Source organism: Rhodococcus sp. MT28 (assembly GCF_058792695.1).
In genome coordinates, this window is record NZ_JBXAFD010000003.1 from 205,874 (window position 1) to 230,895 (window position 25,022).

15 protein-coding genes are annotated in these 25,022 nt (G+C 63.8%); 10 read left to right on the forward strand and 5 right to left on the reverse strand.

What is annotated here, in order from left to right; genetic code table 11:
* The first annotated feature begins 47 nt into the window (after window positions 1-47).
* The gene (locus AC1Q6C_RS13705) at window positions 48-704 is read left to right on the forward strand and encodes a TetR/AcrR family transcriptional regulator (RefSeq protein WP_492666663.1); all 657 of its coding nucleotides are present in this window, start codon (window positions 48-50) and stop codon (window positions 702-704) included.
* Here AC1Q6C_RS13705 and AC1Q6C_RS13710 read toward each other — a convergent pair.
* Both AC1Q6C_RS13710 and AC1Q6C_RS13715 read right to left on the reverse strand, forming a co-directional pair.
* Entirely contained in the window at window positions 670-1,404 is a 735-nt protein-coding gene (locus AC1Q6C_RS13710; protein WP_042450697.1) for an energy-coupling factor transporter transmembrane component T family protein, read from the reverse strand. The two genes, AC1Q6C_RS13705 and AC1Q6C_RS13710, sit on opposite strands and share 35 nt — an antisense overlap.
* Complete coding sequence (locus AC1Q6C_RS13715; RefSeq protein WP_003942253.1) at window positions 1,401-3,440, reverse strand: ATP-binding cassette domain-containing protein; 2,040 nt, start codon at window positions 3,438-3,440, stop codon at window positions 1,401-1,403. The genes AC1Q6C_RS13710 and AC1Q6C_RS13715 overlap by 4 nt, the downstream gene beginning before the upstream one ends.
* Window positions 3,441-3,551: 111 nt before the next feature.
* On the opposite strand from AC1Q6C_RS13715, the gene dapB reads away from it, so the two are divergent.
* Both dapB and AC1Q6C_RS13725 read left to right on the forward strand, forming a co-directional pair.
* Window positions 3,552-4,307, forward strand: a complete 756-nt coding sequence (dapB, locus tag AC1Q6C_RS13720; protein WP_007735114.1) for a 4-hydroxy-tetrahydrodipicolinate reductase — start codon at window positions 3,552-3,554, stop codon at window positions 4,305-4,307.
* Window positions 4,304-4,768, forward strand: a complete 465-nt coding sequence (locus tag AC1Q6C_RS13725; RefSeq protein WP_003942246.1) for a hypothetical protein — start codon at window positions 4,304-4,306, stop codon at window positions 4,766-4,768. The genes dapB and AC1Q6C_RS13725 overlap by 4 nt, the downstream gene beginning before the upstream one ends.
* 34 nt (window positions 4,769-4,802) lie before the next feature.
* Here the strand turns inward: AC1Q6C_RS13725 and AC1Q6C_RS13730 are convergent, their stop codons facing one another.
* Both AC1Q6C_RS13730 and AC1Q6C_RS13735 read right to left on the reverse strand, forming a co-directional pair.
* Window positions 4,803-5,459 (reverse strand): thioredoxin-like domain-containing protein, encoded by a 657-nt coding sequence (locus AC1Q6C_RS13730; RefSeq protein WP_003942235.1) that lies wholly within the window; start codon window positions 5,457-5,459, stop codon window positions 4,803-4,805.
* A 48-nt stretch (window positions 5,460-5,507) separates the two neighbouring features.
* Window positions 5,508-6,455, reverse strand: a complete 948-nt coding sequence (locus tag AC1Q6C_RS13735) for a hypothetical protein (protein WP_492666664.1) — start codon at window positions 6,453-6,455, stop codon at window positions 5,508-5,510.
* A gap of 200 nt (window positions 6,456-6,655) precedes the next feature.
* Here AC1Q6C_RS13735 and AC1Q6C_RS13740 point away from each other — a divergent pair, with 200 nt between their 5' ends.
* Window positions 6,656-7,054, forward strand: a complete 399-nt coding sequence (locus tag AC1Q6C_RS13740; protein ID WP_020969439.1) for a DUF1801 domain-containing protein — start codon at window positions 6,656-6,658, stop codon at window positions 7,052-7,054.
* 7 nt (window positions 7,055-7,061) lie between these two features.
* On the opposite strand, the gene AC1Q6C_RS13745 is transcribed toward AC1Q6C_RS13740, so the two are convergent.
* Window positions 7,062-8,219, reverse strand: coding sequence for an isochorismate synthase (locus tag AC1Q6C_RS13745; protein ID WP_020969440.1), 1,158 nt, complete (start codon window positions 8,217-8,219; stop codon window positions 7,062-7,064).
* A gap of 199 nt (window positions 8,220-8,418) precedes the next feature.
* Here AC1Q6C_RS13745 and AC1Q6C_RS13750 point away from each other — a divergent pair, with 199 nt between their 5' ends.
* From AC1Q6C_RS13750 to AC1Q6C_RS13775, 6 genes are all read left to right on the forward strand, one after another.
* Window positions 8,419-8,649: a phosphopantetheine-binding protein gene (locus tag AC1Q6C_RS13750; RefSeq protein ID WP_003942230.1), complete on the forward strand. Its 231-nt coding sequence runs from the start codon at window positions 8,419-8,421 to the stop codon at window positions 8,647-8,649.
* Window positions 8,637-9,437 carry a 2,3-dihydro-2,3-dihydroxybenzoate dehydrogenase gene (locus AC1Q6C_RS13755; protein ID WP_024487614.1) on the forward strand — a complete coding sequence of 267 codons (801 nt, stop codon included), beginning with the start codon at window positions 8,637-8,639 and terminating at the stop codon, window positions 9,435-9,437. Before AC1Q6C_RS13750 ends, AC1Q6C_RS13755 begins: the two co-directional genes overlap by 13 nt.
* Before the next feature lie 41 nt (window positions 9,438-9,478).
* Window positions 9,479-11,143 (forward strand): (2,3-dihydroxybenzoyl)adenylate synthase, encoded by a 1,665-nt coding sequence (locus AC1Q6C_RS13760; RefSeq protein WP_007735122.1) that lies wholly within the window; start codon window positions 9,479-9,481, stop codon window positions 11,141-11,143.
* 36 nt (window positions 11,144-11,179) lie between these two features.
* Complete coding sequence (locus AC1Q6C_RS13765; protein WP_492666665.1) at window positions 11,180-11,827, forward strand: isochorismatase family protein; 648 nt, start codon at window positions 11,180-11,182, stop codon at window positions 11,825-11,827.
* 47 nt (window positions 11,828-11,874) lie between these two features.
* A complete protein-coding gene (locus tag AC1Q6C_RS13770; protein ID WP_065455657.1) occupies window positions 11,875-12,327 on the forward strand; it encodes a flavodoxin family protein in 453 nt (150 codons plus the stop codon).
* Window positions 12,328-12,536: 209 nt separating this feature from the next.
* Window positions 12,537-24,998 carry an amino acid adenylation domain-containing protein gene (locus AC1Q6C_RS13775; RefSeq protein ID WP_492666666.1) on the forward strand — a complete coding sequence of 4,154 codons (12,462 nt, stop codon included), beginning with the start codon at window positions 12,537-12,539 and terminating at the stop codon, window positions 24,996-24,998.
* Window positions 24,999-25,022: the final 24 nt, after the last annotated feature.

The window sequence follows — 25,022 nt, forward strand, 5'->3', positions numbered from 1 at the left end:
GAGCGCAAAGACATGGTTCGAGCCTCGTTCGAGCGAGGAAGTGGGCAGTGGCACGAAGGCGTGGGTGGGGCGGCAATCCACCGGACAGTGACGAAGATGCGTCTCGTCGCATTGTCGAGGCCGCGGTCGAGTTGATCGGACGGACGAGTTCGGAAATCAGCATCGGCGACGTCGCCGAGTCACTGGGCGTGATCCGGCAGACCGTGTATCGATACTTCCCCAGCGCTGACGCTCTGATGCGGGCAGCTGCAATCGCGTCGGTCGACGGCTACCTCGATCGGCTCACCACACACGTGAGCGGCATCGAAGATCCCGTCGAGGCGATGACCGAGGGTGTCGTCTACACCCTGACCCAGGTCCACCGAACGCCGCATCTCGGCATTCTGCTCACCAGCACGAATTCGAGTCTTCATCCCGAGGGTCTGACCTCTCAGGAGGCGCAGGCCTTCGGAATGGCGATGATCACCCGCTTCGACGTGGACTGGGTGCGTTTCGGATACGACGACGCATCACTTCAGGAACTGGTCGAATACGTCCTGCGGACGATGCAGTCGTTTTTCCTCGCGCCCGGCGACCCGAAGCGGAGCGACGAGGAACTGCGGCGATACCTACGGCGCTGGATGGGTTCTGCGATCATCGCCCAGGGAAATTCTGTCAGCGGTGATCCGATCAGCGCAGAACCAGAGTCAAAACTACCGCGCTGACGCACGCGGCGATGACGACGATCAGCGCGAACAGGTCGGCGAGCTGAGGGCGCTTGGGGTACGCCGCGATCAAACCGGTGCCCCCGCGAGCGGAGATCGCTTCACCCATCTCGGCAGAGCGCCGAATTGCCACCGACATGGTCGTGGTGATCAGATCGACTATCGAATTGTCGGCAGCGCTGTTCACCACAGCTTTCGGGCGTAGTCGTCGCGCCGCCACCAGGGTGAGCATCTCGTCGATCAAGAGCGGAAGTGAACGAATGCAGAGGGCCGTCGCGATCGCCCACTCGTCGACCGGGATCTTGAGGAATCGCAGCGGTCTACCGAGCGTTGCCAGTGCCGGCGCCACATCGCTCATCGACGTGGTCCATGCCAACATCAGTGAGACGCAGAGCAATACAAGACCGAACGTCACAGCTTGCAGGTAGATGAACACTGCGTCGAGGCCGATCGGAAGATTGATCAACGCGCCGAGCAGGATCAGCGCCCACAACCACCACGGAGGTCGCGGAACTGCAGTCGGGGGGATGCGTCCGATCACCGCGGTCAGCAACAACAATCCGAGTACGACGCCGATCGCCGGCCAGGACGGAGCGGTCACGACCACGATGCTGACGAGAACGACGGCAACGATCTTCGTTCCGGCCCACAATCGGTGGATCGGCGATGAAGTCGGGACTTCGCGCAGAAGTGTTGTCACGTCGTCGATCCTTCCAAGGCGCTGCTGGCGGCAGGGTCGAGGATGCGACCCTCCGACAGTCGAATTGTTCTGCTGCACACGGCGTCCATGCCGTCGACATCGTGGGAGATGACGACTACTGCGGTTCCGTTCCGACGAATCCACCTGAGTACGTTCAGGATTTCGTGTCGACCGGGTGGATCGAGACCGGCCAACGGTTCGTCGAGGATGAGTACCCGCGGTTGGCGCACGAGGAGACCGGCCAGGACGACGCGTCGCATCTGTCCGCCGCTCAACTCGTCGATGCTGCGGCCGGCGGTGTGACGGTCGAGTCCGACGGCGTCGAGCGCCCACGAGACTTGCACCGATCCGATCTCCGGACCTCCGGCGGCCTCGATGTCTTCGGCGACGGTTCGGCGTTGCAGCTGCAGTCGCGAATGCTGGAACGTGAGACCGACGGTGCCGAGTTGGCGTGAGACGGGTTTGCCGTCGAAGACTGCGGTTCCCTTGCTCGGTGCGATCAAGCCCGCCATGATCCAGGCCAGAGTCGATTTACCGGAACCGTTGCCGCCCAGAACCAGCAGCCCGTCGCCGTCGCCGATTGTGAGGTTGACGTCCGACAGTGCGCGCCGCGACCACGGAGTCCGGTCGTTGTACGTGTGGGTGACATCGGTGAGTTGGAGGACAGCTCGAGTGCTGACCGGCCACGGCGCAGACGGCGGACCCCCGAACGTCGACGTCATCCAACCGGGTTGGTGATCGATCTGCCGTCCGCGTTGTAGTTGAATCACCCGATCTGCGTTGCGGGTGTCGGCGTGGTGATGGGTGACCAGTACCACGGCCATCGGGTGGCGTCGCGGAAGTTCGGCGAGGAGCGAGACCAATTCCTCCCGGCCGGCCTGATCGACCATCGCGGTGGCTTCGTCCGCGATCAGCAGAGCGGGGCGCCGCGCCAGCGCGGCTGCAACAGCCAGACGTTGCATCTCGCCACCGGACAGCCCGGAGGTCTCACGCATACCCATGCCCGCGAGTCCCACCTCGGCCAGCAGTGCATCGACGTCGGGATGCGACTCGGGGGGGAGCCCCCAGACGACGTCGTCCGCGACGCGGGTTCCGAGGATCTGGCTTTCGGGTCGTTGGAGGACGACGGCGGTTCCGCCGTGTCGGCCGAGACCGGCGGACCCGGGTCTCGTCAGCGTCCCGACAGTCGGCGCGCGACCGGCGAGCAACCGGGTGAGTGTGGACTTGCCCGAGCCGTTGTGGCCGACGACGGTGACGAACTCTCCTCGTCGCACGGTGAAGTTGACGTCGACGAGGGCCGGTGTCGTTGCACCCGGATAGGTGAAGCCCACGTGATCGAAAGTGACCGGCAGAGGATCGATCGGACGGTCGTCGGGTGCTGTCTGGAGCGGGTCGGCCGAAGGGAGTGCAGCCAATCGGTCGAGGACGGCGCCGAGGACGAAATAGGAGACGACGGTACTGAGGACGATTCCGGAGATGATGGACACGCCGATCCACAACCACCAGTAGTCGATGATCGAGCCGATGCTGTTCTCGATCCATTCGGCTGCGCCGACCAGTGTGGGGGCACGCTTCAAGATCTCGGCCACGCCCAACGCGGTGTTCTCGAGCGAGGTCAACAACAAGGTGCGCAGCGGAGCGAGAACAAGCAACAGGACTATGGAGAACAACGCCAGCGCGGGCCCGATGACCAATGACGACAGCAATGCGGAGACGAAGCCGAGACCGCGCCGCTTGACCGTACCGATGATTCCGCCGAGGAGAGCGCTCAATGCGACCGCCGCCGCAGATCCCGAACCCGCCGCGACGAAGGCGACTGCCGTAGCCGAGATACCGGCCGTCGTCACGGCGCGGACTCGGAAGCGCTGGGCAACAATTCCCATCGGAACGGCGGCCACGAGGTTGAGGGCGCTGGCCATGGGGATGACCGTGGCAATGACGGACAACGCGACCGTGAATCCGGCCATGACGGCACCCGTTGCCAACTCGAGTGGTCGAAGGTTGCCGGTTTCGCGGACTTGCGGACGGTTGCTCACTACGTCCAGTGTGCCAGTGGTGACATAACTCCCGCCCGACTGATGGTGAGCGCATCTGCGTGATTGCGTAGGCTTCACCTCAAACAATGCATCGGACGGAGCGTGGAAGACGTGAGTGCAGCACCCATCAGGGTCGGGGTTCTGGGAGCCAAGGGCAAGGTCGGTCGAGCGATCTGCGAGGCAGTGGAAGCTGCTCCCGATCTGGAACTCGTCGCTCAGGTCGACACCGGTGATCGCATCGAGACGTTTGTCGACACCCGCACTCAGGTAGTGGTCGATTTCACGCACCCCGACGTCGTCATGGGAAATCTGGAATTCCTCGTGGCCAACGGAATTCATGCAGTGATCGGCACCACCGGTTTCGACGAGTCCAGGCTTGCGACTGTTCAGTCCTGGCTCGACGCCCAGCCGGCAACGGGTGTTCTGATCGCCCCGAACTTCGCCATCGGTGCTGTGTTGTTGATGCGCTTCTCGGCTGCCGCGGCGCGCTTCTTCGATTCCGTCGAGGTCATCGAACTTCACCACCCCAACAAGGCAGATGCTCCCTCGGGCACCGCATACCGAACGGCCGCGATGATCGCCGAGGCTCGCGCGGAAGCAGGCGTGGGACGCAGCCCTGACGCCACCACGACCGAGCTCGAGGGTGCGCGCGGAGCGGACGTCGACGGCGTCCGGGTTCACTCCGTGCGGATGGCCGGACTGGTCGCGCATCAGGAAGTGATTCTCGGAACTCAGGGCGAGACGCTGACCATTCGCCACGACTCGATCGACCGGAATTCGTTCGCGCCGGGCGTTCTGCTCGGTGTCCGCCAGATCGGCTCGCGTCCGGGTCTGACGGTCGGTATCGATTCCTTTCTCGATCTATGAACAAGACCACTCGCACCGTCGCACTGATCGTCGCGATTTGCATTGCGCTCGCGGTGTACTTCGTGCTGCTCGGCCAGCGCGGAATCCAGCTCATCCAGGACGGTGGCGGCGCCGCGATCGGTCTCGGGATCGGCGTGCTGATCCTGCCGTTCCTGGGGCTGTGGCTCGTCATCGCCACGCTCCGTGCCGGCTTCACGCACCAGCGCCTCGCGCAGCAGATTCACGACGAGGGCCTCGCTGTCGATGCGTCTGCGCTTCCGAAATTGCCTTCGGGCCGGATCGAGCGAGCGGCTGCCGACGAGTTGTTCGCCCAGATCAAGGTCGACTGGGAAGCAGACCCGGACAACTGGAAGCAGAACTTCCGACTTGCTCGCGCCTACGACTATGCCGGTGACCGAAGCCGGGCTCGGGAAACCATGCGACGGGCAGTCGAACTGGAACGCCGTTCACGAGGCAAGTAGGTGTCTACGCCGCGGAGCGGGGCCTGCTGAGACGCTACCGCTCCGGAACGGTTGTGGGAGATGACGGATCCGGAGTGGTGGGGTCGAATGGCGGCGGGTTGTTCGGGTCGAAGCTCGTCACCGGCACCGAACAGGTCGCGCCCACTTCGGGATACGTGTTCGGGTTGACGCGCAGAGCCGAGACGAACTGATCGATGCGCGCGTCCGCGGCGTTGTCGAGCTTGAGCTGACGGCCCCACGACTGCAGCGAGATCGGCGAATCCAGGGTCGGATACGGCGACATCAACGTGTAGCTCATGCCCTCGACTCGCTGTGCCAAGCGAGCCTGATCCTCGCTCGAGACGAGGTCGGGGTTGTACGTGATCCACACGGCCCCGTGCTCGAGAGAATGGACCGCATTCTCGGTCCGAATCGCTTGTGGATAAACAACTCCGGTGCAGTTTGCCCAGACCGAGTCATGACGGCCGCCGAAGGGCGGTGAATATGTGTACGCCACGCGTTCGTTCGGGCGTACGTGTTGGGCTGCTGGGTAGTCGACCGTGACAACTCCGTCGATGGCTTCGGACGGATCCGGGTTGTCGATGCTCGGAACAAACGCATCCGGGCGCGGTGATCCTTCGAGGGAATTCGCACACGAAGCCAGTGCGAGAACTGCCGAGACCACCACTGTCGCTCGAAGTTGTTTGTTCACTCGGCCATGATAGCGGCGCCTGTCCGCTTTCCCGGGGACGCGAATCGACTACGACCCGAGAGAGCCGCTCGCTCCGCCCGACAGTGCGATGTCGCTGGCGCCGCGAAGAATTCGGATTGGTGGTAATGGCCCTCGGTATGCCTCGGAGCCACTGATCAGATCACCGGCAGCGTCGAACGCGATCGCCTCACCTTGTGGCTCGTCGGGAAGGGGGACGCGAATCGGGTTGGTGTTCAACGCTTTCACGATATCGCCGTCGGGAGCTGCGTACAGGTAAGCGTCGGTATACGTGCGGAGCGCTACCACCGTGCCGTCCTTGCTCACGGCGCCGCCGGTGACAGCCATCGTGCCGGCGTGGGGGACGGGCCCACCGGGTGTGAGGGTGGGAGTAAATCTGAGCTGACCTACTTTGGCCAACATGGTCGGCGAGCCCGTACTCAGATCCTGAACCTGCTGTCGCTCAGCGGTTGTGTAGACCACGCTTGCACCTAGGTAGTCCTTGGTGACGATGACGGGAACTCCGTCGCTCTGGATCAGTAGTGTCTCGGCGTCGTGCCCGCCGTCCGGATAGGCCAGGGGGTAGGAGGTCGCCGCACCTGAAGCCGGATCGAGGTCGATCAGCCCGACCGACGTTCGTACCGCGTTGTTGTCGCCGATGTCTGCCAGCCACAGATGGCCGTCGGGAGTCGACGACAGATCCTCGACGTCGACACGAGGGGTGCCCACGCTGATCCAGCGCTGCACGTGGCAGTTCGAATCGAGTTCGGCGACCCGATCGTCGGAGCCGCTGTCGCCGATTGCGTACATCCCGGCCGCGGTGACGGTGAGTCCGGACAGCTCGGAAAGGCCTGCATCGGTGGGTGTGCACAGTACGTCGAAGACGCGGGCCTGTTGCGCCGCCGCAGGAACGGTGTGAACGCCGACAATCGCGGCGGCGAGAACAACCGATCCGGCAGCCCAAGCGACTGAGTGGGTGAGCGGTCGATTCCAGATCACGATGCAGTCCTCCAGGCCGAAGAATCGGGACTTAGTACCCAGAGAATACTGGACGTCCGTCTTACTTTGACCGAAACTGCAAGAAATCGCATCTGCCGAGACGCCGTGATGCGTCAGTGATTCACCGAGTGAATCCGCGTGCAGGAGGGGATACTCGACTCACCGGAGATCGGCGGCGACGAGCAGGAAGTGACGAAGCGATGGCGAAGAGTGAGTCCGACAAGCAAGGCGCAGATTCCCCGTCTCGGTTGATCGACCAGCGAATCGAGGAACTCGGAGACTGGCGGGGCGAGATGCTCGCCCGGATACGAACTCTGATCAAAGAAGTGGATCCGGATGTGGTGGAGGAATGGAAGTGGCGAGGTGTTCCCGTGTGGTACCACGCCGGAATGATCTGTACCGGTGAGACTTACAAGAGCGCAGTGAAGGTGACCTTTGCCAAAGGCGCATCACTCGACGACGCTTCAGGACTCTTCAACTCCAGCCTCGAGGGCAATACGCGACGGGCGATCGATTTCCACGAGGGCCAAGCCGTCGACGAAAAGGCGTTCAAGGCACTCGTTCACGCCGCGATTGCCCTGAACACCTCGAAGAAGTGACGCCCTGTCAGAGATGATGTTCAGCGAGGTCGAACGCACTGAGTAGCGTGCGGAATTTTGTACTGGTCTCTCTCAATTCGATTTCCGGGTCGGAAGTAGCGACGATGCCGCCGCCGGCGTAGGCCCGCGCCGAGAGGCCGTCTGCTGCGATCTCGGCGCAACGAATAGCTACCATCCACTCGCCGTCTCCAGTCCGGTCGCACCAGCCCACGGCACCGGCATAGAACCCACGATCGGCTTCGGTTGCGGTGATGTGCTCGCGTGCGGCGACCGTCGGTGTGCCGCAGACAGCGGGAGTCGGATGCAGCGCCATTGCGAGTTCGAGCGAGGTCAGGCTCGGGTCGATCAGGACACCTTCGATCTTGGTCCCGAGATGCCACAGTTGCGGTGTCCGAAGGATTTCCGGTGCGCTGGGTGCATTGAAGGACGTGCACAGTGGTCCGAGTATCGCGCTGATGGAGTCGACGACAAACGCGTGTTCGGCCAGATCTTTGGTCGACGCGCGGAGTTGCTCGGCATTCGCCTCGTCCTGATCCGAATTCGGATGGCGTGCAATCGAGCCCGCCAGCGGGTGGCAGGTGACGACGCCGCCTCGCCTTTCGATCAGAACCTCGGGCGTCGAACCGACCAGCGAACGCCCGCGGTACTTTCCTCCGGCGGGGGACAGGTCGACGCAGAAACCGTTGTGCGCGTGATCGAGTGCAATCAGTTTCTCGGCCAGGGCGGCGGGGAAGATCGTGGACTCGGCCTCGATGGTCAGGGAGCGTGCGAGGACAACTTTGTCGAGTTCGCCTGCTCGAAGTCGTTCGATGGCTCCGCGGACCCTGTCGGTGTGGATCTGCGGGCTGGGTTCGAATCCGGCTACCCGCGAAGTGGGTAATGACGGGATGTTCGAGTGATATAGATCACCGCGGACTCGTGTGAAACTCAGTGGCGCGGTGAGGGCGGACGGCGTCTCCGGGGAGAACGGCAGGGCGCCGACGACCGAGTCGATGCGCCCGGTCTTGAGGGCTTCGGCAGCGTCGAAGGCCGAGTCGAATTCTTCGACTACTCCCGAAGTGCGGATCGACGTTTGCCTACGTGAGAGCAGGAAAACGGAGTCCGTTTCATCGTCAGTCCGGTTGTTGCGCAACGGGAATTCGGAGACTTCGGCGAGTGCTGACATGGACACCCTTCCAGTTCGACAGATTGCTTGTTATGTTGAGGCTAGCCTTAGTTTGGGTGAATTTGTGTTGCGAGCGTCCGGGTTGTGTACTTCCGTACCGTTATGGTTAGGCTGGCCTAAAGTCAAGGCGTGCGGACGGGGTCGACACGAGGTTGGGTTGGCTCGATCTGAGCGCGTCGACCACTACTCGAGGAGACCGATGAGCAACACCGTGGACCGTGACCAGATCGTGCGCGACGTCGCCGAGGTTCTGTCGATGAGGGCAGAACAACTCGGCGACGACGCGGACCTGGGTGACGAAGGCCTTGACTCGGTTCGCTTGATGACGCTCGTCGAACGGTGGCGGGGAGCGGGCGCGGATGCCGACTTCGCGGAGTTGGCAGAAGAGCCCACGATCAATGCCTGGGTTCAGGTCCTGTGCCCGCAGTGAGCGAGCGCCGAATCGCCGTGGTCACCGGTGCTGCGGCGGGGATCGGCGCCGCAGTGGCCCGTACGCTTGCGCGCGACGGGTATTCGCTGGCGTTGCTCGATCGCGACGACGTCGAATTGAAGCGGGTAACTGCGGAATTGGCAGAAACAATCGTCGAAGGCGCCGATATCGAGAGTCACGTCGTGGACGTGACCGACCGGCAGGCAGTCGACGCTGCAGTGGCCTCGACGATGGACACGTTCGGCCGGATCGACGCGCTCGCGCACGTCGCCGGAATTCTCGACACCGGATCGGTGCTGGACTCCGATCCGGACCAGTGGCGGAAGATATTCGGCGTCAACGTCTTCGGATTGCTGAACGTGCTGCAGAGCGTGGGACTGGAAATGCGTCGCCGTCGGGCCGGGGCGATGGTGGTCGTCTCGTCGAACGCGGCCGGTGTCCCACGTATCGGGATGGGTGCTTACGGTTCGTCCAAAGCTGCTGCCACCATGTTGGTTCGAACCGCTGGACTGGAGCTGGCTGCTGACGGCATTCGTGTCAACGTGGTCGCTCCGGGATCCACCGACACAGCGATGCAGCGGTCACTGTGGTCGGACCCTTCCGACGATTCGGGTGCCGACGCGGTCATCGAAGGCAATCTGGCGAGCTATCGCCTGGGTATTCCGCTCGGAAAACTGGCCACCGCAGACGATATCGCCGACTCGGTGCACTTCCTGCTGTCCGACCGGGCGGCCCACATCACCATGCAGGCGCTGTACGTCGACGGTGGAGCGACGCTCAAAGCGTGAGACGTATTTGCTGACAGTACTTTCGAACAGGAGTCACTTGCATGACCTCGAGGATCGCTCGCGAGCCCTTGGCACCCGTCGCACAGTATCCACCCGATTTGGTGACGCATTATCGGGAACGAGGCTATTGGACTGACGAGACGCTGGCCGGATTCGTCACGGCCGCGGCCGCACGGCATCCCGACAACGAAGCGGTGGTCGGCAGCGATGCCTCTGGCACACAGACACGGCTGACGTATTCCGACCTCGATCGTCGCAGCTCGGCCGTGGCCGGAGGCCTGTCCGGCTTGGGTGTTCGCGCCGGTGACCGGGTGCTCCTGCAGCTACCGAACATCGTGGAATACGTCGAAGCATTGTTCGGTGTGCTGAAGCTCGGCGCACTGCCGGTTTTCGGGTTGCCGGCGCATCGCCGAACCGAAATCGGATACTTCTGCCAGTTCGCTGATGTCGCTGCCTATATCGTCGCCGACCGTCATGGCGGGTTCGACTACCGCGCGCTGGCGCGTGAGGTGAACGAAGGCCTCGAGACTCCGCCTGTTGTGATCGTGGCCGGTGACCCCGAAGAGTTTGTCGGTTTCGATTCGCTGCGCGGATACGAGGTTCCCGTTCTTGCCGACGTCGATCCGTTGTCGGTCGCCTTTCTTCAGCTTTCCGGTGGCACGACCGGTGTTCCGAAGCTGATTCCGCGAACGCACGCCGACTACCTCTACTCGGTGCGAGCGTCCAACCCGATCTGCGGCGTCGACGAGTCGACGCGCATGTTGGTGGTTCTTCCTGCAGCGCATAATTTTCCGATGAGTTCGCCGGGCATCCTGGGTGTTCTCCACGCGGGCGGCTCCGTGGTTCTGGCGCCGGACACCATGCCCTCCACAGCTTTCGGCCTGATCGAATCAGAGCGAGTCACGCACGCTTCCTTGGTTCCACCGATCGCGTTGGCCTGGATGGCCGCCCCCAGTAAGGCAGATCACGATCTGTCGAGCTTGCGGGTTCTCGGCGTCGGCGGAGCGAAGTTCAGCGCCGAAGCCGCTGCACGCGTACCCACGGAGCTGGGCTGCACCCTCCAGCAGGTGTTCGGGATGGCCGAGGGGCTGGTCAACTACACCCGCCTCGACGACACGCAAGAATTGATCGTCAGCACTCAGGGCCGGCCCATTTCACCCGACGACGAGGTTCGTGTGGTCGACGACGAAGGCGCGCTCGTCGCGCCCGGAACCACGGGGCACTTACTGACTCGGGGTCCGTATACGATCCGTGGCTATTACCGGGCGGATGCGCACAATGCCGAGGTCTTCGACGCCGAAGGTTTCTATCGCACCGGCGATCTGGTCAGCGTCACCGATACGGGACACCTGATTGTCGAGGGCCGCGCAAAGGACCAGATCAACCGCGGCGGCGAGAAGGTGGCCGCCGAGGAGATCGAGAACCACCTGCTCTCGCATCCTGCTGTCCACGATGCGGCCGTCGTCGCTGTTCCCGACGAGTACCTGGGCGAGCGAACCTGCGCCGTTCTGGTGATTTCCGGAGATGCCCCGACCGTCGGCGAGATCAAGCGATACATACGAGGCCGAGGCGTTGCGGCGTACAAGGTTCCGGATCGAGTGGAGTTCGTGACCGAGTTCCCCGTCACCGGCGTCGGAAAGACCAGCAAGGCGGCCTTGCGCCGTGTTCTCAGCGAATCGATTGCTGCACAGACTCTGTCGAGTTGATCGGTTCCCACCCCCACATTTTCGAGGAGATTCATCATGGCGCTACCCACAGCAGTGCGATACGAGATGCCCACCGAGTTTCCGCAGAATCGGGTCGACTGGACTCTCGATCCTTCCCGAGCGGTGCTGCTTCTGCACGACATGCAGGAATATTTCGTGAACGCGTACGACCGAAGCGTCGACCCGCTCCAAACCGTGGTTCCGAACATCGACCGGCTTCGTTCGTCGGCGCGAGCTGCCGGAATCCCGATCGTCTACACCGCGCAACCCGGTGATCAGGATCCCGAGGAGCGCGCGTTGCTGTCGGATTTCTGGGGACCGGGTCTGAAGGCCAATCCCGCTCACACCGACGTGATCGCCGAGTTGGCTCCGCATCCGGACGACGTGATGCTCACAAAATGGCGCTACAGCGCTTTCATCAAGACAGATCTGCGTGAGCGGCTGCGCGAGAGTGGGCGTGACCAGCTGATCATCACCGGAATCTATGCCCACATCGGTTGCCTGACTACCGCTTTGGACGGGTTCATGCAAGACGTGCAGATCTTCTTCGTGGGCGACGCGGTAGCCGACTTCTCCCTGGACGAGCATGTCGGCGCGCTCGAGTACGCGGCCGGGCGCTGCGCCTCGGTCACCCGAACCGACGACCTGGTCAAGGCGATGAGCGCGGAAACGGTTTCGGCGTAGGCGTGAACGGCGACGGGTGCGCCACCCGTCGCCGTATTGTCAGGTGTGTGAAGACATTGTTGGTGGTTCACCACTCGCCCTCGCCGACAACCCACGAATTGTTGGATGCGGTCCTGGCCGGGGCTCGCGATCCCGAGATCGAGGGCGTCGAGGTGAAGGTGATGCCGGCGTTGGCGGCGACGGTGCCCGACGTGCTCGCTGCTGACGGCTATCTTTTCGGTACCACCGCCAATTTCGGTTACATGTCGGGCGCGCTGAAATACTTCTTCGACACCACGTACTACCAATGCCTCGGCGCGGTTTCGGATCGACCGTATGGCCTGTGGGTTCACGGCAACAACGACACTGCCGGTGCAGTGTCCTCGGTGCGCAAACTCGCCACCGGGCTCGGATTGGTCGCGGTGGCGGATCCGCTCGAAGTGACTGTGAGCGTGGACAAATCTGTCCGCGCTGGTTGTTATGAACTGGGCGGAACCGTCGCCGCGACCTTGATGGACTAGCTCATTCACCTTCTCGTTTCGATTCACGAAAAAGACTGTCCCGCAAGCGGTTGTAGAAGCGCGTGCCCTCTGATTAACGCGTCGGGAGCCGTCGGTTCTCGGGTCACCGGCGAGGCGGATTCCCCGATTCATTGACATTTAGTTTAGGCTACCCAAAACGACGTTAGGTCACCCTTGGGTGACGTGTGTCCACAGACGAGGGGATCAGTGTGAGCGTTCTTCCAGGTTCGAACTCCGGAGCGGCGAGCGAAGCTACGTTTGCTCTCACAGGAGCTCAACTCGGGATTTGGAACGCACAGAGCCTTGATCCCGAATCTCGGAGCTACCTCGTCGGTGAGGTGCTCGAAATCTCGGGCGACGAACCGATCGACACGGAACTGCTGACAGCCGCCATCACGGCGACGATCGGTGAAGCCGAAACCATGCGGCTGCGGATGATCGAGACGGCGGACGGCCCGCGTCAGTACATCTCCGACGAGCCGGTTGGCATCATCCCGATCACCGACGTCCGTGACGAGCGCGATCCCGTAGCCGTGGCGCACGCACTGGTCGACGCCGAGCGCAGCCGGGCGTCCGAGTACTGCCGCCTGATGGTGGAGCGTCCGCTGTACACCTACTCGCTGATCAGGCTCTCCGATCGCGAGATCTGGTGCATCCAGCTCTATCACCACCTGATCGTCGACGGATACAGCGCAGCAATGATTTCGCGCCGAGTCGCCGCGCACTACACGGCCGCGAAGAAGGGAACCGAGGTCGCGCCAACGCGATTCGGTTCTATGACAGATCTGGTCAGCGAGGACGAGGCGTACCGGGCTGGCGAGCAGTTCGCGGAAGATCGTGACTACTGGCGTGATGTCCTGACGCCGTTGCCCGCGTTGGACGGACGCGGCCAGCAGGTCACCGGTCCGGCGGAACGAACGATCCAGGTTCGCGAGATCATTACCGCCGACGCCCTCAACCGCCTCAAAGAGGTGGCAGACGCGACGGGAACAACGTGGGCCGAGGCACTGATCGCCTGCTACGGCGCGTTTCTCCACCGACTGCTCGGCGAGACGGATGTTGTCATCGCGATGCCACTCATGGCGCGCGTAGGCCGCACGGCACTCAAGACGCCGGCCATGGCAGTCAACGTTCTGCCTCTCCGGTTGACGATTCGCAGCCACGATCGACTCGGTGACCTGAGCAAGCAGGTGGCCGCCACGATGAAAAGCCTGCGCGCACACCAGCGCTACCGCGGTGAGAATCTTGCTCGGGACCTGGGCGTCGCCGGAACCGGCGCACTGCTTCACGGGATCGGAATCAATCTCAAGGCTTTCGACTTCGCCCTCGATTTCGCCGGCGCTGTGGGTGTACTGCGTAACGTCGCCGGGGGACCGCCGGAGGACCTGGGTTTGACGGTGACGCCCATTGCGGACGGCGAAGTTCTACTCGGATTCGAAGTGGACGCGCGTACCAATACTCGGGAATCGGTTCAGCGTCGCCTCGCCGGTTTCGTCAGCATCGTCAACGCGATGGTCGGGGAGGGAGATCCTGCCGTCGGTCAGGTGGAGATGATGCCTGCGGCCGAAGCCGCGCGGATTCTCGCCGGCCGCGAAACTGCACCGCTGCCCGGCTCGGTCGAACTCGTTCCCGACGTGTTCGACCGCATCGTTGTCGAGCACGCGGATGACACAGTCCTCGTGTGCGGTGACGAACGTTTGACAGGCGCAGAACTCGGTGGCCGCGTCCACAAGCTCGCCCGGTTGCTTCGGGTCCGCGATGTCGGCCCGGACGACATTGTCGGACTTGCGCTTCCGCGTACTTCCGAGATGGTGGTGGCTCTGCTCGCGACATTGAACGCGGGCGCAGCGTACGTGGCCCTGGATCCGCAGCACCCGGCCGAGCGGTTGCGAGATCTGATCGACGACGCGCAGCCGAAGGTCGTGATCACCACTTCCACTCTGGCCGAGCAACTCGTCGGAGGTTCTCGGCCCGACCCCCTCGTCCTCGATTCCGACGCAGTCCGCGAAGAACTCCGTGCCAATTCCGAGCTTCCACTCGAACTCGGTGAACTGGCGACAGCACGGCATGGTGATCACCTGGCGTATGTCATCTACACCTCGGGATCGACAGGCAAGCCCAAGGGTGTGCTGGTCAGAGGCGGTGGATTGGCGCACCTGCTTCACCACCATCGCGCCACCATCTACCGGGACACCGCCGAGCGCGTCGGGAACCGCCAACTGCACACCGCGCACACAGCGTCGTTCGCCTTCGATGCGTCTCTCGATCAACTGTTGTGGCTGCTGTGTGGTCATCGGGTGCACGTATACGACGAGGAACTGCAGAAGGACGCGGTCGCTCTGGTCGCGGCGTTCGAGCGAGATTGCGTCGACGTGGTCGACACGACGCCGTCGATGGCGGCAGCGATGGTGGACAACGGGTTGCTGCGTACGCAGCGGTTGCAGCTCCTCGTCGTGGGTGGCGAGGCGGCACCGCCCGCACTGTGGGACGCGATCATCGAATCCGGTGTTCCGGCTCGAAACCTGTACGGCCCCACAGAAACGACGGTCGACGCGATCGCGACCACGGTCGAAGGTGCCGGACCGCGTATCGGGTACCCCCTCGCGGGTACCCGTGCGTACCTGCTCGACAGCGCGCTCGAGCCGGTCGCCGACGGTGAACGAGGTGAGCTCTACCTGGCGGGACCGCAATTGGCCAGGGGCTACCTCGGCCGCGCCGGCGCGACCTCCGAGCGTTTTGTCGCAGATCCTTTCGGGGCTCCGGGAGATCTGATGTACCGCGCCGGGGACGTGGCGCGGTGGGTGCCGGGGCGGGGCTACGACTTCATCGGTCGCAGCGACAAGCAGGTGAAGATTCGCGGACATCGAGTCGAGTTGAGCGAGGTCGAGGCTGTTCTCGGATCGGAACCCCGAATCGGCGCGGCTGCTGCGTTGATCCGCACGGATGGGGGACGGCCCAGCCTCGTCGGCTACGTTGTAGCCGCCGCCGGCGCGACGCTTCCGCCGCAGGAAGAATTGCGCCGTGACCTCGCCGGTCGCGTACCGGATCATCTCGTTCCCGCCGCAATCGTCGTTCTGGACGAACTGCCCGTCACGGTGAACGGAAAGCTCGATCGTGCGGCACTACCTGCCCCGGCTGCCGAATCGGCAGGGCGCGCCGCATCCACACCGCGCGAGGAAATCCTCTGTGACGTGGTGGCCGAGGTGCTCGGCCGCGAACGCGTCGGCGTGGACGAGGACTTCTTCGGCCTCGGTGGTGACAGCATCACGGCGATCAGTGTCAGCAGTCGACTGCGGGTGCGTGGTCTGATCGTTGCTCCCAAAGAACTACTGGCACAGCGAGATCTGGGAACCATCGCCGCTGCGGCGCGTGAGATTGCCGATGACGCCGACGCCGTAGCCTCGGTTGCGGACGTGGCGACCGGCACCGTGATCGCCCCGCCGATCGTTCGAGCACTGATCGACAAGAATCCGACAGACGAGGCAATCGCGGGCTACGCGCAGTGGACAGCAGTGCGCATCGACGACAGCCTTTCACTGGGTGACCTGCAGTCCGGCGTGCAGACGATCCTCGATCACCATGACGCTCTACGCCTGCTCCTGCGCCGTGACAACGACAGCGGCACTACCGAATTGATCGTCCGGGACCCCGGCGCGGTGCGCAGCGAGGGACTCGTTCGAGAGGTGTCCGACACCTCCGAGCCGTCCCGGATCAGAGACCTCGCGGAGGCGTCGGCGGCGAGTCTCGACCCACGTGCCGGTGAACTCCTGCGAGTCGTACTGGTCAATACCGAGGCCGGTCGACCCGACCAATTGATCGTCGTAGCTCACCATTTGATCGTCGACGGTGTGTCCTGGCGAATTCTGCTTCCAGGCCTCCACGAAGCCACCGATGCTGCACGCGAGCGTAGGTCGGCCCGGTTGGCTGCAGGCGGAAGTTCGTGGCGTCGATACGCAGGGTTGCTCGCGGAATTCGGGGCCTCTGGCAGCAGGGCGTCAGAGCTCGAGTACTGGAAGTCCGCGTCGGTACAGGCGGACGACGAGCCGATCGGCAGTCGTCGTCTCGACCCGAAGATCGACGTGACCGCAACCGCCTCTCGCACGACAACTGTTGCGCCCCCGGCCGTCACGGACGCGCTGTTGACCACGCTTCCGGCGGCGTATCGAGCCAAGACCGACGAAGTGCTTCTCGCGGGATTGATGCTTGCCTTGCGCTCATGGCAGCACAGTCGCGGCCTGAGTGGGCTGCGCGCGCAGACAGTTACCGTCGAAGGTCATGGCCGCGACGCGCTCGCCAGCGACACCGACTTCGCCGGAACCATCGGGTGGTTCACCAGTGAGTTCCCCGTTCGGGTTCCCACCGATGCACTGCTCACCGCGGACGATCTTGCCGACGCATTGAGCGGCGGAGCAGCTGCGGGGCATCTGCTTCGTGCGGTGAAGGAAGCAAAACGCGCCGTACCCGGAGGCGGAGTCGGCTATGGAGTTCTGCGGCATCTGGATCCCGACACCGCACCTGACCTTTCCGCGTGCGCTACACCCGAACTGCTGCTCAACTATCTGGGCCGCTTCCCGTCCCTACCCGGAACCGGATGGCGATTGCCGGAGCAGGATCCATTCGCGGTCATCGAGCCGGCGACGAAGGTTATGTCGGAAGTGCTGGCGCTCAACGTATTTGTCCGAGAGGACGACTCGACGACGCTGGCGGTCGAATGGACTGCGGCGGGTTCAGTGCTCGACGGCGCGACGATCGTCGAGCTGCAAGAGCATTGGGAACGTGCGCTCGCTGCCCTGACCGCGCATGCCGCGCTCTTCGAGGGTGGTTTGACGCCTTCCGATTGCTCGGCGACGATCTTCGGCCAGGGCGCGGTGGTCGATCAGGCCGGGATCAACGAACTCGAAGCCGTCCACGGACCGCTTGCCGACGTCCTTCCGCTCTCGCCGCTACAAGAAGGTCTCCTGTTCCATGCGGTCCGTGACGGAGCCGCAGACGTCTACACACTTACTGCACGCTTCGACCTCTCCGGGCCACTGGACGAGGCGAAGTTGGCCGACGCGTTCGAGACCGTGATCGACAGGCACCCGAACCTTCGCGCAGCTTTTCACTACGAGCAGTTCGAACGGCCCGTTCAGATCATTCCGCGCGGCGCAAAAGTCGAGTGGCGTTCGGTCGATCTGACCTCCGTTCCAGCTGACACTGCATTCCGCTCTGCAGATCAGGTCGAGGACGAGGCCGCCAAGCATGTCTTCGACGTCAGTACACCGCCTCTGCTGCGTGCACTACTGGTTCGGCTGCCCGGCGGGGTGCACCGTTTGGTCCTCAACGCGCACCACCTGCTCACCGACGGTTGGTCGACTCCGATCGTCCTGCGCGAGCTGATGAACGTCTACCACGACGGCGACAGCCGCCTCCCTGCGCCGACGCCGTATCGCGACTACTTGGCATGGATCGCCGGCCGTGATCAGGACTCTGCCCGCGCAGCGTGGAGCGAGCGTTTGCGTGGGCTCACCGCGCCGACTCTCGTTGCCGACGCCGGAGCGCCGCGAAGTGTGCCCGTCGCGCTCGAGGTTCCTCTCGCGACATCGGACGCCGAAGCGCTGATCGAACTCGGCCGTGCGCGAGCGCTGACGGTCAACACCCTGGTTCAGGGTGCGTGGGCAGCAGCGCTCGCCGAAGCGACAGGACAGTGGGACGTCGTGTTCGGGGCCACGGTGTCCGGCCGACCTGCCGAACTCTCGGGGGTGGAGGGAATGGTCGGGTTGTTCAGCAACACGATTCCGGCCCGCCTCGACATCGTCGCGCACCGGCCTTTGCTCGATCAGTTCGTCGGTCTGCAGAACGCCCAATTCGACATCGTGGACGTCGAACACACCAGTTTGGCCGAGATCGAACGCATCGCCGGAATCGGGCAACTGTTCGACACGCTCCTGGTGTTCGAGAACTTCCCGAACTCCGGTGCAGGACAGCCTGCATCGCACACACTGCGGGTCGAGGGATTCACCAACCGCGGAGTCACGCACTATCCGATGACGTTGATGGCGCCGCCGAGCACCGGTCTGGATCTGGTTCTGTACCACGATCCGGCAGTTGTCTCCGACGCCACGGCGCAGCGAATGGTCACACGGCTCGCGGAGATCCTGCGTGGGTTGCTGACCGAGCCGACAGCTCCCGCATCCGCGGTGCTCACGGTAGTCCGACAGGCAACGTCCGTTGCCGATGCGGTGTCTGCCGCGAAAAATGTCGCTGTCACGAAAAAGGTGGCCGCGCCCGATCCTGCGATCGATGTCGATCCCGCGGTCGTGGATGCAGTGTGCGCCTGTGTCGCAACGGTGTTGGAGATTCCCGACGTCGATCCGGGTGACAATTTCTTCACTCTCGGCGGTCACTCGCTCACTGCGATGCGGTTGGTGGGAAGCCTGCGCAAGCTGGGAATTCGCGTCGTCGTCTCGGATGTCTTCGACACCCCGACCCCCCTCGGTCTTGCCGTGGCCGCACGCGTCGATCGGACGAAGTTCTCGCCGGATTCGGTCGTTGGCGTCGATCGACCCGTCGTGACCGTGGCGACGTTCCGCGCCCCGGCGGTGGCGGGAAATCCTGATCACGAGCGGTACTGGGTTCGCACGCTCGCGGACCTGCCCCTCGAAACGGACCTTCCGTATGACCGCCCGCGCGGCGAAGAGTACCGCCCGCACACCTACCTTCGTCAGCTACGCGATGCCCGGTTCGGTGACGAACCAGGATTCGACGCGGTGCTGTTGGCCGCCGTGGCGGCGACGCTGAACAGCTTCGGCGGTGGTCGGGACCTTGCTGTCGGACTGGTCTCGGAAGGGACTGACACCCTGATTCGGGTCGACCTGTCCGGTCGGCCGAGAATTGCCGATGTCGTTCTGCGAGTCGAAAACGCTGTCGCCGAGGCACTTGCGCATTCCGATGTCAGCCTCGACCGAATCGCCGATCTACTCGTGCGTCCGACGAGCAGCCTGTTCGCTGCCCGTGTCGGTCACTCGCCCGGAAAGAGCGTCGACCTCGAATTCGTCCGAACCGCAACAGAACTTCGATTGACGGTTGATGCCGGGCTGTTCGACGCCGCGACTGCGGACGCATTGCTCGACGGTGTGATCGCGGTCCTCGGTCACGAAATCAGCACTGTCGTCGCGGATCTGCGACTGGCAGAAAACAAGCCGGATCGCGACCCGGGCCGACGCGCGACGCCGCCGTCGGGGATCTCGCAGTTGTTCGCTCGACACGTCAGCCGCCACCCCGACGACATCGCGGTGATCTCCGGCGAGGTCGGAATTACCTACGGGGAACTGTCGGCGCGCGTCGACGAGCTGGCCCGCGAACTTCTCGCGGTCGGCGCCGGACCCGAGAAGGTAGTCGCCGTCGCGCTGGATCGAAATGCGGATCTGGTGGCCGGACTGCTCGCGGTACTGCACATCGGCGCTGCGTACCTGCCACTCGACGTCGATTACCCGACTGAGCGGCTTGAGTTCATGATCGAGGACGCGGCTCCGGTGTGTGTCCTGACCAGTATCGACAGCGTAGGGCAACTTCCGTCCACGGTCGCCACGAGCGTCTTCGTGGACGGTGAGTTCACCAATTCGGGCGTCGTGCTTCCTCCGCCGCCCGCGGCGGGTGATCACCTCGCCTACATGATCCACACCTCCGGTTCGACGGGTCGCCCCAAGGGCGTGATGGTCTCGACGGGCAACCTCGCAGCCTTCGCGGACACGGTACTCGCGGATTGCTGGATCAGGCCGGGCGATCGCATCGTCGCGGTGACAACGGTGTCGTTCGACATCGCGGCACTCGAGTTGCTGTGCCCGCTCGCGGCGGGCGCGACTGTCGTGATCGCAGACCGCAGGACGGTTCGCGACCCGGATGCGTTGTCGGCGTTGATCATCGCAAGCGATGCGACAGTGATGCAGGCAACGCCGGCGCTGTGGCGAGTGGTCACCGAACACGAGAACGCAGTCGGACTCGCCATGGTGCGAGCCCTGGTGGGAGGGGAAGCCCTCCCGCAGGATCTGGCCGACGATCTGGTGGCCAACGCTGCTTCGGTCCGGAATGTCTATGGACCCACCGAGGCCACGGTGTGGGCGACATCTTCGGTCATCACGACCGGCGACCGAGTCACGATCGGTCAGCCCTGGACCGATGTGCACGTGCGAATCCTCGACGACGACCTGCGTGAGGTTCCGGAAGGCGTTGCGGGCGAGCTGTATCTGGGCGGTGCGCAGGTGGTCCGCGGATACCTGAACCGCCCCGATCTGACCGTCGCTCGGTTCGTCGCCGATCCTTCTCTGCCGGGGGCACGCCTCTACCGCACCGGCGATCTGGTCCGACGCCGGCGAGGGGTTTTGCACTTCCTTCGTCGTGCTGACGATCAGGTGAAGGTTCGTGGTTTCCGCATCGAGCTCGGCGAGGTCGAAGGCGCGCTCGGATCGGTGGCAGGTGTGTTCCGCGCGGCAGCCACCGTTCGCGTCGATGCGGCGGGTACCGGAAGTTTGCACGGGTATGTGGTTCCCGAAGGTGCAACCACGCTCGATTCGGTACTGGTGCGCAAGGAGATTGCGCGGCTCCTACCCGAACACATGGTGCCGCAGACCATCACGGTGCTCGAGGCACTACCACTCACCCTCAACGGGAAGGTGGACCGGAAGGCATTGCCCGACACCGCGCCGGATCGCGTGCAGAGCCCGCTCGTAGCCGTCGATGCGGATCGTCGGGCACGGCTCGAGTCGCTGAGCCCGGGCTGGCAGGACGTGCTGCCACTCGGTCCCTTGCAGGAAGGCATGTACTTCCAGTCGGTTCTCGACGGCGCCGGCGGCACGGATGTCTATCACATGCAGCCGCGATTCGAGTTCTCCGCCGATGCCGCCGTCGACGTTCGCTCAATCCGAGCAGCGGGGGATGCGCTCTTGCGGCGCTATCCGAACCTGCGGGCCGGCTTCACACACGCCGGTTTCGACGCTCCGGTGCAGTTCGTGCCCAGGGCAGCCGAAATGCCTTTCCGCGAAATCGATCTGAGCGCAGTCGCACCCGAGGACTTGGATATCGAGGTCCGCGCCGTCGACGAGGCTGAATTCGGCAGGCTGTTCGACTTGAGTGCGCCGCCACTCATTCGAATGGTGTTGGTCTGGTTGCCAGGTGGGGGAGCGCACCTCGTCTTCACTCAGCACCACCTGCTGACCGACGGTTGGTCGCAGACCTTGATGTACGCGGAGTTGTTTGCGCTCTACGAGTTTGCTCGCACACACGGCACGGACCCGGTTGGACTCGACGGCGCGCTCGACAAGCCTGCGGACTTCCGTGATCACCTGCGATGGATCGCCGAAGCGGATCGCACGGACGCCATCTCGTCCTGGAAGGACTACCTCGCGGATCTCGAGCAACCCACACTCGTGGGTGGTACGGGATCAGGCGGGTGCGCTCCGTTGCCGGTGTTCACCCGGGTTCAGCTCGAACAGAGCATCACCGAGCACGTACGCGAGTTGGCCAGACGTAGCGGAGTGACGCTGTCCACCGTCGTCTCTGCGGCGTGGGGCCTGGCATTGCGCGCCGTGACGGGGCGTGACGACGTGGTCTTCGGATCGACGGTTTCGGGACGTTCACCCGAGGTCGAGGGCGCCGACCGCATGGTGGGCTTGGCGCTCAACACCATTCCCGTGCGTGTCCGGGTCCGGCCAGGCGAGGAGATCTCGGCGTTGCTCGGACGCCTGTTCCGTGAACAAGGTTCGCTGCTGGGGCATCACCATCTCGGGCTCGGCGACGTGCAGCGAAGTGCAGGGTTCGCCACGCTCTTCGACACGCTCTACGTTTTCCGCAACACCCCTCGCGACGAACAGGCACGTCGAGACACGTTCGGTCGCAGTGGAATCGTCGGGTTCGATGCGGTGGACGGCACGCACTATGCGCTCACGCTCGACGTGGATCCGGGTGTCGGGGACGCGGCGATGGCGCTCACACTCGAAAACCGTCCTGACCTGATTCCGCACGACGTGGCTCAGGACATCCTGTCCCGCACCATCACGATTCTCGAAGTGATGGCGAATTCCGATACCGCCACGGTGGCGGACACGGCGGTTCCGCTTTCGCGCACCCCCGCGGAATTCGCTTCGGAGCACGTCGTGATGCCACGGCCGGACCAGGCCGGCGGTAGCGTGGACGCACTACTTCGCGAAAGGGCAGCGGCAACTCCGGACGAGACGGCGCTGGTCTTCGGAGACGTCACACTGAGCGCAGCCGAGATGAACTCTCGGGTGGACAGACTGGCACGGATACTCGCGTCGGCGCTGGGGCAGTCGGTACCAGGCGGGGGACCGACCCGTGTTGTCGCGCTCGCACTTCCGCGTACTGCCGATCACGTCGTCGCAATCTTCGCCGTCATGAGAACCGGAGCGGCCTACCTTCCCTTGGATCTGGCTCACCCGCCGGCACGCCTGCGCGAACTCATCCTCGACAGCGATGCGGCGCTGGTAGTCACCACGACTCAGACGCGTGACCTCGTAGTTCCCGATGGACAGGCATGTCTGGTACTCGACGACCCGGACGTGGCCGGGGTACTCGACGGGCAGTCTTCGGCACCAGTTGTCGACGAGGCTGCGGTCTGCGGGCCGACCTCACCGGACCAGCCTGCCTACGTCATCTACACCTCGGGCAGTACCGGAAAACCCAAGGGCGTCGTGGTGGGTCACCGCGGGTTGACGACGATGTATCACAATCACAAGGCCGAGATATTCACTCCGACCGAAAACAGTGTGGGTGGCCGACGTCTGCGCATCGCGCATACAGTCTCGTTCTCGTTCGACATGTCGTGGGAGGAACTGTTCTGGTTGCTCGCGGGGCACGAAGTTCACGTGATCGACGAGCAGGCGCGACTGGACCCCGCGTCTCTGGTGAAGCATTACCGCGAAGTCGGTATCGACGTCGTGAATGTAACCCCCTCGTATGCCAGGGAACTGATGGCCGCCGGTCTCCTCGACGGTGAGCGGACGCCGGTGTTGGTGATGCTCGGCGGAGAAGCTGTACCTGCCGAGTTGTGGTCGCGATTGCGCGATCAGGACGGTGTCGACGGGTACGACCTTTACGGGCCGACGGAGTTCACGATCAACGCGATGGGATCCCCGGTTCAGGGGAGCGAGACACCCTGCTTGGGTCGTCCGATTCTGAACGCGTCTGCGCGGGTACTCGATTCGGGTCTGCGGGAGGTACCGATCGGAGCGGCGGGCGAGCTGTACATGTCCGGAGACGGAACGGCGATGGGTTACCTTCACCGGACCGCGTTGACCTCCGCTGTGTTCGTTGCTGATCCCTACTCCGTCGGCAAGCGCATGTACCGCACGGGTGACGTTGTACTGCGTCGCCGCGACGGCGAACTCGAATATCTGGGTCGCGCAGACCATCAGGTCAAGATCCGAGGCATTCGGATCGAATTGGGTGAAGTCGAATCCGCGCTGGCGTCGTTGCCGGGAGTGTTGAGAGCGGCAGCGTCAGTCCGTAGCGAAGGCGGTGCGCCGCCGCGACTGGTCGGCTACGTCATCGAAGAACCCGGCGCTGATCCAGTCGATCTGCGAGCTGCGTTGCGGGAAAGCGTACCGGCACACCTGGTTCCGTCGGACATCGTCGTCGTGGATTCGATCCCGTTGACGCCCAACGGAAAACTGGACCGCGGTGCGTTGCCGGCACCCCCCGCCCGAGCAGCGGCCCGAGCACCGCGAACCGAGATGGAAAGGCAACTGTGCCAGGTCTTTGCGCGGGTACTCGGCGTCGAGGCAGTCGATCCCGAAGAGAGTTTCTTCGATCTCGGCGGCGACTCGCTTCGAGCTATGCGACTGGTGGGGGAGATGGAGCACGACCTGTCGGTGAGCGTCGGTGTGGGAACGCTGATGGCCCGTCCGACAGTTGCAGAACTTGCAGTACACCTTGACGAGTCGGCGTCCGAAATCGATCTGAGTCGTGATCGCCTCCTGACACTGCGAGCCGAAGGCAGCGGAGAACCACTGTTCTGCGTGCATCCGGCCGGTGGATTCGCTTGGCCCTTTGCGCCTTTGACCGGTGTTCTCGAGGCCGACCGTCCACTGTTCGGCCTGCAACTGCCCACAGTTGCCGGGGAGCCACTCGAACCGACGAACGTGGACCAACTGGCAGCGATGTACGTCGACACGATTCGCGGCGTGCAACCGAGCGGGCCGTACCACCTGCTCGGCTACTCGTTCGGTGGCAACGTCGTTGCCGCGATGGCGGCTCAGCTGGTCGATATCGGCGAGACAGTGGAGTTCGCCGGTCTGATCGATACTCATCCACTGGGAGATCGTGACGATCGCGGTCGCGACGATGCCGACGACCGAGATCTGGCCGCCGCCCTGCCACCCGAGATCCTCACTCAGGCACCGGGACTGGTCGACGCTGTTCGGGCGGGTTTTGATGCCACTCGTTTGCTCGTGGCCAGCTCGACCGACACAACCTACGACGGACCGGTTACTCTGATCACCGCCGACGCCGAGGCGTCCGGACAGCTGCTGGCTGATCGCTGGCGCGGAGTCCGCGGGGACCAGGACATGGCAGTACACCATCTGCCGTACGACCACGCCGGTTTGGTGACCCCAGCCGGGTGGGCGGCGATTGCCCCGCTGCTCGACAGCTATTTGTCGAAACGCACGGCTACATAGTTCGAAAACCACACAGTTGAAACA